Here is a 13586-nt window from a genome sequence, read left to right as displayed (position 1 = left end):
TTAGAAGGTTTTACCAACCTTCTAAAGAAATTCCCTAAGTATATCCGTTTGATAAGAGTCAGGTTGTACACGCAGGTTATAACCACCCCATCCATGACCAGTTGACCAAATTGTCCAACCTGCAAAACCATAATCTTTTTCCTTAGCTGAATTATCTTGCAAATATTGCATAAATTGCCGCAAGGGTGCTGTACAACTGCCAGCATCTTTTCCTGTACCAAATTCAGTAACAATGGCCTTTAGTCGATTCTCTTGTAAGTAACTTGCAAAAGCATCCAAATTAAATCCATCGGTACCGATGGTTGACAAATCCTGCAAGCAATTGTCATGTGTTCCACTGTAATCATTATCTAGATATTGATGAACATTAATTAATAGTTTTGATAAATCGTTTATTCCAGCTTTTGCAAAATTCTCACGGGTAAACAAACTTGCATTGCTGTATTGTTGTCCATCTTGCCCAGTCCATTCGTAAGTTGTCCAGGAATGAAGCCCAGACCAACTGTTACCTTCAATCAGAATATAACCATTAAACCCATGAGATCGTATAGCTTTTATCAACGAGGCCTGTATTGTAAAAACTTTGTCATCAGGAACACCCACAGGCTCATTTATCAAATCGAGTAGGATATACTCTTTATTGATCGCAGAATCCATTTGTATTAAGGTTGCAAGTTGATTCCAAACCGATTGATAAGCCTTATCATTTAAGACAAGAGTACCGTCTGGACAAGGACCAGATTGCCCACATCCTGAATACTGTTCACCGAATTTTGAATAACGCATATAAGTATGTAAATCAACAATGGTGTAGACTTTTGCTTGCGTCAATGATTGTAGAAGTGGCCGTATGTAATTATTATAATATGCCAGATTAAGACTACCTTCACCCGGGCCGTCTAATTGCAAATAACCCCAACTTACAGGAAGTCTTACTGTATTCATTCCCATATTAATAAAAGTTTGGGTATCTTTTAAATCAGAAAAATTGCCTGAGCTCTCTGCTTCTGAAAGATTCGGAATAACGACAGGATCAATTACCTTGCCAAATTCAAGACCCGATAAATTAAATCCTGCAAATTGCCAATAACTCGGTGTTTTTGCCGAAGTTAAATGGTTGTTCGTATCAATTGGAGTATAGTTTATCGCACCACCCACTCGCCCGTGGCTATCAATACTGGGTTTAGTATAAGCAATATGCACCCCGGCAGGTGGAGTATACGTTCCTATAGAATTATTACTTGCTTTATTAATATTAAAACCTACGTAGCCCAAATAGGTATTTGATGACTCACAGCCTCCGAAACGAAGTGTTGCTCCCGCATAATACTCACTGCCTGAAGCTTTATTAGCATCTCCTGATTGTCCAGGAGCAAGTTTTAAGGTAACACTACCTGCTTTATTCTGCAGACAAATATAAGGTTTAACTGACCTATTTGGTCCCACACCCTCAATGGCATTTATCATTGTTGCTGCCGAAAGGCTGCCGGGTAATAAAAAGAGAATCATGAGTCGTTGTAACACAACTCACCTCCGGTGATTAAAAATTAATTGATGTGCATAATAACAAGCCAACACATAAAATAAAAGCAATTAAAAATAAAAACTCTGCCCTTGGCTTACAAAACCTTGGAAGCCCTCTTCTGTAGGATTAGGTAATTTGCCTTCATTGTAATCGTATAGCCACATTTTCTTTTTTATTTTTTCATCCAGTGTCTTCAATTCGTCATAATGGGCATGTTGGTTACTTTTGGTGGCAGACGTTTCGCAGTCATGAAAAATTAAATCCGCCTTCTCATAAATGGGCAGCAAAGACTCGCGGTGAAATCGTGAGTCGGTAGACACAAAAATTGTTTTATCATCGCCAGTAATTAACAATCCGTAACTGGGAAGTAATTTATCATTATTAAACGTGTGGCAGGTTTTTATTAATTGGAATGAATATCCTTCCCAGACAAAAGAATAATTGTGAATCGGCTTCGCATCAAAAAAAGTTTCCAACGTGGCCTCCTCCCCTTCCAAAGAGGCCATCCCTCCCGATAACACATTTTGCCAAAGGGCATTTTTTTGATCTGGGCTAATGTATAAAGCCGGTCTTTCTTTTTCCAGAAAATATTTTGAAAAACCAAGCCATTCAAGCCCCCCTGTATGGTCAGCATGTAAATGGCTAATATACACCGCATGAATATCACTATACCTATAACCTTGCATGATAAGCGAATGGCGAATATCGCTACCACAATCAATTAATAATCGCTGACCTGCTTTGGTTTCAAGCACCATATTGGATTGAAATTTATTAAGACCGACCGTTAAGGCAGATGCCACGCCCAAAAATAAAAGTTTCATCTTAATTCCTTTAATCAAAGATAGTTTCTTACGCCTCCCTATAGAACAACTGATGTTCTATGAGCCATAAATTGCATGCATCTTTGATTGCTTGCATTTTCTAAGTATAGATCCCAAGGAACTACTGAGGTTAGCATGTTAAAATTTAATGAATTATGCTAATACTCAAGTAGCTTAGATAAATGTGGTATTGGATTTACATACTGTAGCAGTTGAATATTTGTTATATACTCTTCTTTATACAAGGAATTTGGAGCTAAAGGATGGTTAGACGTGCCTTAGGGAAAAACAATAAACCCGTTCATAAAGATGCCCTGGGCTTGATCAATAAGCCTGAAAAAACAAAAAATACCAAACAGACTTATGATCGCATTGCTTGTGTGTTTCAAGGTGGCGGCGCGCTGGGTGCTTATCAAGTAGGCGCGTTTCGTGCTATTCACGAACGAGGGTACCGCCCCAATTTTGTTGCGGGGGTATCCATTGGCGCCATTAATAGCTCCATCATTGCCGGGAATCCACCTGACAAACAAGTGGAACGGTTATTTGAATTCTGGGATACCATTGCTCCCAAATTATGGCTTGATTTCCAAATTAATTATGATGCTTTCGATTGGACCCATCATCTCCATAACCGCTTAGGGGCCTTGTACGCTGTTTTTTTTGGATTGGATGGTTTTTTCAAGCCAAGGTTAGTTGCTCCTACACCTCTTTCTCAAAATACACCCGATAAATTAAGCTACTATGATACTTCAGAGCTACGACAGACCCTAGAACGGTTAATTGATTTTGACAGGATTAATAATAAAAAAATTACGCTTTGTCTGGGAGCTGTAAATGTTACCACTGGCGAGATGGAGTTTTTTAATAATCAGGCCATGACTATTACCCCAGATCATGTTATGGCAAGCGGTGCTTTGCCTCCAGGCTTTCCTGCCATTAAAATCGGGGATGATTATTATTGGGATGGGGGTATTTATGCCAATACACCACTGGTCACTGTATTGGATGCTCTTCCAGAACTTGATACTTTGTGTTTTGTAGTAGACTGTTTTAGCTTGAAAGGCCCCTTGCCTGAAACAATGGATCAACTTGAAGAACGTCAAAAAGATATTCGTTATGCAAGTCACTCACGCCGTTTAACCAATGTCTATACCAGCCGACAAAACCTACAGGCTGCAATCCAATTTTTAGGCAATAAATTATCCCCTGAGGTTAAAGAAGATCCTGAAGTGAAAAAAATTCTGGCGTTGGGGCATGAGAAACGATTCAGTGTTGTGCATATTATCTATAATGGAACCCCTTATTCGCATTCCTTTAAAGACTATAATTTTGTTCGTTCGGCAATAAATATTCGTTTAAATACCGGCTACAACAATGCTATTGAGGTTTTGAATAATCCGGAATGGGAAAGGAAGTCTGATAAAAAGCTGGCCTGTTCTATTTATGGCGTGACTTCCGAGTATTTTGACCAACATTAATCAATAATCACTCAGCACAATATCCAAGCGTTGGATAAGAAGAGGAGAACCATGCGCTGGATCAGCTGTAACCACGAGCGCATTGAAATCAACTCGGTTTCTTAACTCAGGAATAAGAAAGGCCTGATGAACACGCCAACAACTAGTACCCTCACAGTCTTGAACCGTAACAATTGAAGGTACAACAGGTTGTGGATTTAGAGTAAGGTGTTGTTCATTGATTCGGTGTACTTTATCACGAAGAAAAGCCTCCATCGGTGTCCACGCAGCAGGCAAGTAATGACGACGTACATTAGCCGCCTCAGAAGCATCATCATGGAAACCAGCGGTAAGCGTTACCATTAGGGTTTGTTCTGTCCATTCACTGATTTCACTGATTGGATATTCAGGATGAACAACATAAGTGACCGAAAAACCTTTAAGGGGAAATAAGGAAAATGCAAATAGGAATAAGAGATGATAACAATGAAGTCTTTTCATAATAACTCCTTCCTGGTTTCCTTATTTGCACCGAAATTGCTTAAAATAATAAGGCATTATCAGTATAGCAAATAATTTTATTAGCACTATCTAGCTAGTTGGGCAGTCTTTAGTAACTACTACCTCTTAATACCTGGGTTAAAATAGTTTTTTAAAAATCTATTTAACGTAGAGGGAGACACACCAAGCTTCTTTGCAGCTTGCGAATACTAATATCTAAAGGATCAAGATATGTTTCTTTCATAAAGTCCCCTGGATGAGGAAGGTTATGCATATTCATCAGGCGTTCGCAATGACTATATTAGAAATACCTCTGTGCAGGACAACATTTTATACAGTCGTTGCGAACACAGTGAAGCAATCCAGAACAGTTTTTGTTCAAATATTGTACTATATTGCTTCGCTGACGCTCGCAACGACGGGATGCTAAATTTTTGTCCTGCATAGAGCAGATTTATTTTTTAGGTTCAGGCATTTTTTCATTATGTCTAAACATTGTCGCAGGATTTGGGTTGTTTGACATCATGGGTTTGCCATTACCCGTCATTACCGGTTTGCTTGGAGGCATTGTTATTTTATTGACCGGTGTTGACATCTTTGCTGCAGATGAGGCTATGGTACTGTGAGGCATCATTCTATTCGCTGAAGAACTTTGCGCTGAGGGACTACCCACTTTGCTGGCTGTACTTGCCATTTGGGGGCTATTTGCCCTGCTAACAGCCTTGGTTACTTTACTGGAATTTGTGGTCGTTTTTTTGGCCTTGGCTTTGGTAGCACTGCTAGCACTTTTTTTAGGTACTGATTTTGTTTTTGCCATGGCAGCTTTAGCCGATTTAGGTGCTGCCTTTTTAGGAGAAGCAGCGACTTTCTTCGCCGTTGTTTTTTTTGCAGCTGTCATTTTACGGGAAGATGAAGCGGATGCTTTCTTGGATTTTGATGATTTTTTTGTAGTTGAAGTTTCGAATTCTATGGGAATGTTTTTTGCCTTATTCCCAGGCATAGCTGACTTAGCTCTTCCAACCGCAAGTTCAGAATTTCTTCTCATTTCCTTTGAAACCATGGCAAAAGCATTCTCAAGAATTTGAAAAGATTGGCGCATGTAATCAAGCATTTGATGACTATTTTCCATTGCCATCTTCATTTGATGATCAATCATCTTGTGAGGTTGTTGCCAGGAAGACGCTTCTTCTGGCTTTGCATAATGTAAATTTTGCAGCGTTTTAAGATTTAGCTCCATCATTGCTTGAAATGGTTTATGCATTTCAGTCACTAAGGCAGCCCAACTTTTAAAATAGTCCTGATTCATTATTATCTCCATTTATGTTGCGTTGCACTATGTCAGCCTAGCTGATAAATTTAAATTTTGCGAATTAAATTTAAATTTTTCTAATTTTTTTTATAGAAACGAGATTTTTTTGCACAATATTTGATCAAATATTGACTGTAGGTGGATCTCTTTTATCCAGAAGAAGCTCAGAAGGGGGTAGCTTTAATGATGAAGGGGTAAGTTGCTTTTCTTCCTGTATAATGACATCAGAACTAAATCGCGTTATTGCGAATTGTTCCAGCATCGATTTATAGGAATGTTCGATTTCTTTAATCGTATGAACCGGATGGGCAATCACCACACTTTTTATTGCTCGGGCTGGATACATCCATTCACCAAGATTATTAAAAAATGCATGTACCCGCGCGAATTTTTGATGAATAGAATGAGATAATATCAAATCGACCAAAGCGGCAATTCGACTTATTAGCATGTTGACAGTGAATGCTAATGCTTTTACCGGACTTGTCATCACTTTAAAGCATAAATAAATAAACTGACTGCCGGCAATAAGAAGACGATTCAGATCCCTGCTTATTTTCATGTATAAATCACGGGAAGCCCTTTTAATGGGTTGAGCAGGCTCTGGATTACCCATAAACCACGCAATGGGACTTAAAATAAAAGCCAGACTAAAGCGGCAAATTGCCGGGATATAACTGAAGGGAATAGAAAATAGTTGAAAAGCAATTGAAAGCTCTTTTTCCGGATATAAAATCTTCTTAAGTGAAGCAGCCTCTTCTCTAAGGAAAAGTCTATCCAGGTGTCTTTCTAATTCAAACAAAATATCTGAATCTAATTTTGGTAGTGTTTCAGCATGTTTGGACAACCAAAGTGCGAGCAGGAACCGATTAATAACCTGCTCATTGCCGGGGTTAGGGTAGTTTTTATATTCAGTACCATTAAATTTAATTCTGGTAGGATGTAAATCTTCGGTGGGATCGCGATGAAATAATTCATAACTGCCAAGAGCAAACTTGCCGCCTATAAAAGGATAGCTTGCATCAGGCGTAGAACCTAAATCTTCACGTAACATATCGCTTAAAACAGGAATTTTATGCCCATTAATACCATTTACCAAAACATAGCCTAAACCATAAGCAAGCGCAAAATAGGCACTATAGGTTAACGGATCTTCAGCGATCTGCATGGTTACCGAGATTCCCGAACTATTGGGTCCATGAACTGCCGTATCCCATCCGGTGGCGAATACTTGTGCTTGTGTGGAACCACCTGCCAAAGCAGCGGCGAATTTTCCAGAACCCATGCTGTACGAAAAATGGGTAAACCAGTTAACATAGCCTGCACCAAAAACAGTAGACGCAAAAGCAGGATAAAAAATGGCGCCAGCGCCAGCTGCATAAGCTGTAGTAAATAGAAGACCGGCTACGGGATCTTTGGCATAAACATTGTGGGTAAAAACGGAGACAAAACCATCGAAACCTCGAACCATTGCAGTTATAATATCATTTTGCTCACCTGCCGTAAGATGATAATCGGTCCTGGCAAGCATGCTCACAGGTTTTGCATCGCTTTTTAGCACTGAATCTATCAGGATATATTGCAAGCGCTCAGTCTCCTCCCTGTTAATACGGGCGAGGCAATGCTCTGCCTCCTCAATGACGGTATTAAGATTTTGCAAAGATTTGCTTGCATTCCAATCATCGAAGATCTTTTTAGGCATATGGAAAAGGCCAGTACCTAAGTTGCGAATTCCTCTAAAGCTATCTCTTATCGCATACATGATTGCTTTAATAAATTTTATAGGTTTTAGCAATAATGGTTCATTAGGGCTTGCCTTTTCTCGTAAGGTTTTCGCAATAAGATGAAATTCTTTATTGTCCCATGCCTCCTCTTCCCAGGGATGAGTATAGGTGAACATTCCCTTAAAGATATTAAAAATAAAAAAGGCGGCACTCTTCATAGCAACCGCAAAGTTTCGATGCAGCTGCCAATTCGTAGCAACAATTACACTTAGCGTTTCACTCCCCAGTGGGCTTTTGACGCTTGGTTTTTCAGGATTACTGTAATCAACGGTATCCCAACCCTCCAGAAAACTTATGCCCAACAATACTTGTCGCTGGCGGGAAGGCGTGAGATTATCATTTCCGAAATCGTAGGTAATACTGCCATTTTCACTGGTGTACCAACCATGATGCTCTGGCGTGATGGCATTTCTTAGATCAGCTTTATGCTCGTCAACTTCTCGTCGGGCATCTTCTATACAATCATTTAAATGACCACGTGTGAGTGCAAACCGCCTTTTTCTGCTGTAACTGATATCCTGATTGATTCCCTGCATTTGAAACAAGTTATCAGACATTTGTTGCTTAACGAAATATAGGATTGAATTTTTACCTCGTGCTCGACTATAAGTCCGTAAAGCCTGTGGGTTTGTTGAACAATCCTCCACCATTGTCTGTAAATAAGATTCTGCCTTGGCAATATCCTTTCTAATATCTTCTCGTAATTGGGAAAGTGCTTTAGGATTAAGGGTGACTAGCTGTGTGCCTCTAAAATGCGTTTCAAGGCTACTATCAATTGTCAATAATTGCTGCCTATAGCGTTCAATTGCTGTACTATAAGCTACCAGAGAATTGTCCTTATTCACCAAGGATTCCAATTCCTGCAGCGCTTCAAAACGTTGTTGATAGTGATCTAAAAGCTGAACTTTTAAATGTTGAGTGTTGCTTATCATTCCTTTGAGGACACGCTCATGCGCGGTAATACGATAATTACCAAGCGCAGCAATAACCTTACTGGTTAATGATTCAGTGCGAACAATTCCCCAACGTACAGCCTGCTTTAATTGTATAGCATCGGTTTGCCACTGAAAGGAATAAGGTTCACCATTTTTACTGATAAAATTAATTTGATGCTCACCAAATTTGTACGGTGTTTTCTCATAGGTATCGAATCTATTGGCAGCACCTATCCAGGGTACGGCAGAAATTGCCGGTAAATGCAGTATTGGAGACTCATCGATTAAAAAATCTTGATATTGTTTCCGATTGTTTCGAATTAAAAGTTTTTTGGCGCTTTCTGCTGGCATAGGAAAGAGTAAAAGCCTTATTTGCGCAAGATTTTAACAAAAAATACTTAATAAAGTCTTAAAAGAAGATGTTAATAATCATTACAACTTTGTAAATAATAGTATGCACCCTTTAACCTCCGAACGTTATCATCCTCTTACTGCTTAATGATTAAAAAGTAATGGATGCAAATTTGGCATCCATTACTTTTTAAAGTTTTGCCAATACTTCTTGCAAATGCTTTACCGGCTGAACTTCCATAGCAATAGTTTGCTTAGGAGCATTGGCAAAAGGAACAATAGCCCGTTTAAAACCATGCTTTGCCGCTTCACGAAGTCGCTCCTGCCCACTTTGTACAGGCCTTATTTCGCCCGCCAAACCCACTTCACCAAAAATAATCGTCTCGCGATCCAATATTCGATTACGTAAGCTGGAAATAACAGCGGCTAATAATGCTAAATCACTCCCAGTTTCAGTCACTTTAACCCCGCCAACCACATTGATAAAAACATCCTGATCGAAGGTAGCAATACCTCCATGTCGATGTAGCACGGCCAAAAGGATGGCAAGACGATTATGTTCAAGTCCTGCCGTAATACGCTTGGCTTGTTGGCCGTGTGCTTCATCCACCAGCGCTTGTACTTCAACAAGCATTGGTCTTGAGCCTTCCCAGGTGACCATCACTGCACTTCCAGGCGTAGGCTCTGGTTGACGCGATAAAAAAATGGCAGACGGGTTAGCTACCTCCTTTAATCCCCTATCCGTCATGGCAAAAACCCCCAATTCATTTACAGCACCGAAACGGTTTTTAATAGCACGGATAACCCGGAAGCGACTGTCACTCTGGCCTTCAAAATATAAAACACTATCCACCATATGCTCTAAGACACGTGGTCCTGCCAAAGCGCCTTCTTTAGTAACATGCCCTACGATAAAAACCGCTGTCTGGGTTGTTTTGGCAAAGCGAACCAATTGAGCTGCTGATTCCCTCACCTGTCCTACTCCGCCCGGAGCAGAACTTAAGGCTTCAGTAAAGATAGTTTGTACTGAATCGATGACCATAATACGGGGCTTTTCTTTTTGCGCATGGGCTAAAATAGTTTCTACCTGTGTTTCAGCAAGTAAACGTAAGCCCTCCATCGGTAGTTGTAAGCGTTTAGCGCGCATAGCAACCTGCTGGAGAGATTCCTCACCCGTGACATAGAGTACTTTTTGATGCTTGGAGAGATTAGCCAATGTCTGTAACAATAAAGTCGACTTTCCAATGCCAGGATCTCCCCCAATCAGCACCACAGAACCATCGACTAAACCACCCCCCAAAACACGGTTTAATTCGGATAAACCACAATCCATTCGTACTTCCTTATCAAGGACCACATCCTCCACCGAGGTGATAGTAGAGCGTTGATTTGCATAATGACCTAAACGCGAACCACGTACATTAGAAACAATGCCTTCCTCGCAGACTGAATTCCATGCGCCACATTGTGTACATTGCCCCGCCCATTGTGAAAACAGGGCAGCACATTGGTTACAAATGAATTGTGTTTTTGTTTTCATATTGAAATAATGACTATTAGAGTGAATTTATGGATCCTGCATGAATCCAAAAAACTGTGCAACCTCCCTGTGTCCTAACTGTATTTACTATTATGAAAAACAGGCGTGACGAAACAATAATGCTTAATCTCATCACTCAGGTAGCTAAGAACGATGAGAGAATTAAAGCAGTCATTCTGAATGGATCTCGAGCAAGCCCGTCTGGCCTAAAAGATAGATTTCAGGATTATGATATTGTGTATCTAGTCACTGATATTGAACCCTTCGTAAACGACAAAAAGTGGATTGATCAGTTTGGTGAAATACTTATCATGCAAACGCCCGATGAAATGGATGCGCTGTGGCCGGATTCTAAAGATAAGTACACCTATCTCATGCTATTTACAGACTGGAATCGCATTGATTTAACCTTAATGAATATCTCCCAGCTAACAACAATGCCCAGGGACAGTCAAAGTATTTTATTATTGGATAAAGAGAATTTACTAACCCCATTTAACCCTCCGACTGATAATGATTACTTACCCACCCCGCCTTCCTTTAAACATTTTTCTAACTGTTGCAATGAATTTTTATGGGTAAGTACCTATGTTGCTAAGGGGCTCTGGCGAAGGCAATTACTCTATGCAAAGCATGTATCGGAGCAAATCGTTAGAGAGGAACTTCTTAAAATGCTCCTCTGGTATGTAGGAATTAAAACAGGGTTTAATAAACCCATGGGAGTGTATGGGAAATATATCGAAAATTATCTTGAGCCAAGCCTTTGGCAAGATTATTTAACAACCTATGTTAATGCTGATTATAAAAAAATGTGGGCATCTTTATTTAAAATGTGTGAGCTCTTCAATGAGGTAGCCATTAAAGTTTCCAGCCATTTTGATTATCCTTTTGACCAGAAAGAATTTAAAAAAGTGGTTGCTTACTTACAAGAGGTAAAAAATCATGCCTCGCTTTAAATGGACTATCACCCCATTAAAATAGTTACTATTTAACGCTGTTAAGATAATATTCACTTTTTAAATGCTGAAAAAATCACATCACATATGAATCATCAAATTTTTCAATGGGCGGTCATTGGAGCAGGACCGGCAGGAATTGCTGCAATCGGCAAATTACTTGACTCTGGTGTAAGTGCCACAGACATTTTGTGGATCGATCCCGCATTTAAAGTGGGTGATTTAGGACAATTTTGGCACAATGTCTCCAGTAATACCACCGTCCAGCGCTTTCTTGACTTTCTTAATGCAGCGGCCTCTTTTTCATTTTCCCAGGCATCTCACGCATTCCCCCTTAGTAAACTCAATCCACAAGAAACCTGTCGTTTAAGTCAAATCGTCGAACCTTTACAGTGGATAACCGACCACCTTATCAAAACCGTAGTAGCAAAGAAGACAATGATTCAATCGATGGCTTTGACCAATCGAACCTGGTCGCTTTGTTCCTCCTCCCAGACTTTCAAAGCAAAGAATGTCATTTTGGCCACAGGCGCTGTCCCATCCAGCTTGAATTATCCGGGAGTAGAGGTTGTACCTTTTGATGTTGCTATTGATAAAGAGCTTCTAGCCACCTCCATTAATAAAAATGAAACCTACGCTGTCTTTGGCTCCTCTCATTCAGCCATTATTATTGTGCAGCACTTGGTTGAATTAGGGGTTAAAAAAATAATTAATTTTTATCGTTCCCCTTGCCGCTATGCCATTGAAATGGATGACTGGATTTTATTTGACAACACGGGCCTTAAAGGACAGACAGCAGCATGGGCCAGGGAATATATCGATGGTACCCTGCCTGCCAATCTGGTTCGCTATAACACGACTGAAACGAATATAGCCCGCTATTTACCAGAATGTAATAAGGTAATTTATGCCGTTGGCTTTGAAAAACGTAAAAATATTGTGATTGGTGATTACGAAAACACTACTCATAATCCACATGTAGGCATTATAGGTCCAGGCTTGTTTGGCTTAGGCATTGGTTACCCGGAACAACACAGTGATCCTTTTGGTAATGTGGAATCGCAGGTGGGTTTATGGAAATTCATGGTATATTTAACTCAAGTAATGCCTGTTTGGTTTAAATACCCGGCATAATGAATACGATTTGAAACATTGTGAATATCAATAAACTGTTTGAAACTTACCTTTCAAGCAGTATACTGGAATGATTTGTTATCGAGCAGTGAATCCATGAGCAAACCTATCCATTTTGAAAAATCCATGGCTGAACTTGAAGACATTGTCATGCAGCTTGAAAAAGGTGAATTGTCTTTAGAGGATTCTCTGAAACAATTTGAAAAAGGTATTACCTTAGCGCGCAAATGTCAGGAAGTCTTAAATCAGGCTGAACAAAAAATTGAATTGCTTGCTATGTCCGATGCAAAAGTCAGTGACATACCCAATGATTAACCAAACAATGGGTCAGTATTTAACACATTTTGAGATTATTTTTAGCCAGATAGTTTCTCAAGCAGATATCCCAGCATCACGCATTAGAGAAGCTACGCTTTATAGCCTTTTTCCTGGAGGAAAACGCTTAAGACCCTTACTTGTTTATCTATGTGGGGAAGTCACAGGCGTTCAACAAGGAACCCTTGATACTATAGCAACAGCAATTGAATTGATTCATTGCTATTCATTAGTGCATGATGATTTACCGGCTATGGATAATGATGATTTCAGACGTGGTAAACCAAGTTGCCATAAGGCATTTGATGAAGCTACTGCGATTTTGGTTGGTGATGGATTACAAGCACTCGCAGTGGAGGTTTTACTCACCTACCTACCACAACATCTAACGCTATCGCAGGTTAAAAATATTACGCACGAACTGATTAGAGCCAGCGGTTTTGCAGGCATGGTCAGTGGTCAAGGGCTTGATCTTTCTGAATTGGCTAACACCGAAATCAGCGAATCAAGATTACGCTTTATTCACTCACTTAAGACAGGACAATTGATTTCTGCTTGTTTTAACATGGTACTTGCTGCCAGTCAGGTTTCTAAAGAAACCACTGACGCTTTAGCTGATTTTGCCACGCAACTGGGTTTAGTCTATCAAATGCAGGATGATTATCTTGATTACTATGCCGAAAACGATGGACTAGGCAAAGGACGCGCTTCTGATGCTGCCAACAACAAAGTAACGTTTGCAACCCTTTATGATAAAACAGCATTGCTAACATTAATCACTAACCATTTTCAGCAAGCCAAAGCTGCACTAAGTCCTTTGGGGGACAAAGCTGACAATTTACTTGCTTTAACAAACTACATACAACGGCGTAGTAGTCATCATTAGAGTCGATACCGTCATTATAATCAACTTGAAAAATAAAAAAATCTTGCTAAGATGTCCACACTTTAATCA

At 39.8% G+C, this 13586-nt stretch carries 11 protein-coding genes and 1 pseudogene; 5 read left to right on the top strand and 7 right to left on the bottom strand.

The genetic code is table 11. The features are described 5' to 3' along the window. Positions 1–21: 21 nt before the first annotated feature. Positions 22–1524 carry a glycoside hydrolase family 5 protein gene (locus Ljam_RS13495; protein WP_131762198.1) on the bottom strand — a complete coding sequence of 501 codons (1503 nt, stop codon included), beginning with the start codon at positions 1522–1524 and terminating at the stop codon, positions 22–24. Between the two features lie 69 nt (positions 1525–1593). Beyond that, positions 1594–2349 carry an MBL fold metallo-hydrolase gene (locus Ljam_RS13490; protein WP_058450509.1) on the bottom strand — a complete coding sequence of 252 codons (756 nt, stop codon included), beginning with the start codon at positions 2347–2349 and terminating at the stop codon, positions 1594–1596. Positions 2350–2612: 263 nt separating this feature from the next. On the opposite strand from Ljam_RS13490, the gene Ljam_RS13485 reads away from it, so the two are divergent. Beyond that, positions 2613–3827, top strand: coding sequence for a patatin-like phospholipase family protein (locus Ljam_RS13485; protein WP_058450508.1), 1215 nt, complete (start codon positions 2613–2615; stop codon positions 3825–3827). Here the strand turns inward: Ljam_RS13485 and Ljam_RS13480 are convergent, their stop codons facing one another. The 5 genes and pseudogenes from Ljam_RS13480 to radA form a co-directional block, all read right to left on the bottom strand. Further along, complete coding sequence (locus Ljam_RS13480; protein ID WP_058450507.1) at positions 3828–4307, bottom strand: hypothetical protein; 480 nt, start codon at positions 4305–4307, stop codon at positions 3828–3830. Positions 4308–4426: 119 nt separating this feature from the next. Then, a pseudogene (locus Ljam_RS15675) lies at positions 4427–4501 on the bottom strand (hypothetical protein); the annotation flags it as partial. A gap of 260 nt (positions 4502–4761) precedes the next feature. After that, positions 4762–5613 carry a hypothetical protein gene (locus Ljam_RS13475; protein WP_058450506.1) on the bottom strand — a complete coding sequence of 284 codons (852 nt, stop codon included), beginning with the start codon at positions 5611–5613 and terminating at the stop codon, positions 4762–4764. A gap of 124 nt (positions 5614–5737) precedes the next feature. Further along, positions 5738–8686: a hypothetical protein gene (locus Ljam_RS13470; protein ID WP_058450505.1), complete on the bottom strand. Its 2949-nt coding sequence runs from the start codon at positions 8684–8686 to the stop codon at positions 5738–5740. Positions 8687–8876: 190 nt separating this feature from the next. Next, positions 8877–10226 (bottom strand): DNA repair protein RadA, encoded by a 1350-nt coding sequence (radA, locus tag Ljam_RS13465; RefSeq protein WP_058450504.1) that lies wholly within the window; start codon positions 10224–10226, stop codon positions 8877–8879. A gap of 92 nt (positions 10227–10318) precedes the next feature. Here radA and Ljam_RS13460 point away from each other — a divergent pair, with 92 nt between their 5' ends. The 4 genes from Ljam_RS13460 to Ljam_RS13445 all read left to right on the top strand — a co-directional run bounded on the left by Ljam_RS13460 (position 10319) and on the right by Ljam_RS13445 (position 13517). Continuing rightward, complete coding sequence (locus Ljam_RS13460) at positions 10319–11182, top strand: aminoglycoside 6-adenylyltransferase (RefSeq protein ID WP_058450837.1); 864 nt, start codon at positions 10319–10321, stop codon at positions 11180–11182. 87 nt (positions 11183–11269) lie between these two features. Next, a complete protein-coding gene (locus Ljam_RS13455; RefSeq protein WP_058450503.1) occupies positions 11270–12316 on the top strand; it encodes an FAD-dependent oxidoreductase in 1047 nt (348 codons plus the stop codon). A 96-nt stretch (positions 12317–12412) separates the two neighbouring features. Then, positions 12413–12631: an exodeoxyribonuclease VII small subunit gene (locus Ljam_RS13450; protein ID WP_058450502.1), complete on the top strand. Its 219-nt coding sequence runs from the start codon at positions 12413–12415 to the stop codon at positions 12629–12631. Continuing rightward, the gene (locus Ljam_RS13445; RefSeq protein WP_058450501.1) at positions 12624–13517 is read left to right on the top strand and encodes a polyprenyl synthetase family protein; all 894 of its coding nucleotides are present in this window, start codon (positions 12624–12626) and stop codon (positions 13515–13517) included. Before Ljam_RS13450 ends, Ljam_RS13445 begins: the two co-directional genes overlap by 8 nt. The last annotated feature ends 69 nt before the right edge of the window (positions 13518–13586 follow it).

Source organism: Legionella jamestowniensis (assembly GCF_001467745.1).
GTDB classification, from domain to species: Bacteria; Pseudomonadota; Gammaproteobacteria; order Legionellales; family Legionellaceae; genus Tatlockia; species Tatlockia jamestowniensis.
Note: the sequence above shows the minus strand (reverse complement) of the source record. Positions and strands in the feature narration are given on the sequence as shown.

Coding starts and splice junctions, on each gene's coding strand:
- Ljam_RS13490 (WP_058450509.1), bottom strand. CDS start 2,349: ATGAAACTTTTATTTTTGGGCGTGGCATCTGCCTTAACGGTCGGTCTT.
- Ljam_RS13485 (WP_058450508.1), top strand. CDS start 2,613: ATGGTTAGACGTGCCTTAGGGAAAAACAATAAACCCGTTCATAAAGAT.
- Ljam_RS13480 (WP_058450507.1), bottom strand. CDS start 4,307: ATGAAAAGACTTCATTGTTATCATCTCTTATTCCTATTTGCATTTTCC.
- Ljam_RS13475 (WP_058450506.1), bottom strand. CDS start 5,613: ATGAATCAGGACTATTTTAAAAGTTGGGCTGCCTTAGTGACTGAAATG.
- Ljam_RS13470 (WP_058450505.1), bottom strand. CDS start 8,686: ATGCCAGCAGAAAGCGCCAAAAAACTTTTAATTCGAAACAATCGGAAA.
- radA (WP_058450504.1), bottom strand. CDS start 10,226: ATGAAAACAAAAACACAATTCATTTGTAACCAATGTGCTGCCCTGTTT.
- Ljam_RS13460 (WP_058450837.1), top strand. CDS start 10,319: ATGAAAAACAGGCGTGACGAAACAATAATGCTTAATCTCATCACTCAG.
- Ljam_RS13455 (WP_058450503.1), top strand. CDS start 11,270: ATGAATCATCAAATTTTTCAATGGGCGGTCATTGGAGCAGGACCGGCA.
- Ljam_RS13450 (WP_058450502.1), top strand. CDS start 12,413: ATGAGCAAACCTATCCATTTTGAAAAATCCATGGCTGAACTTGAAGAC.
- Ljam_RS13445 (WP_058450501.1), top strand. CDS start 12,624: ATGATTAACCAAACAATGGGTCAGTATTTAACACATTTTGAGATTATT.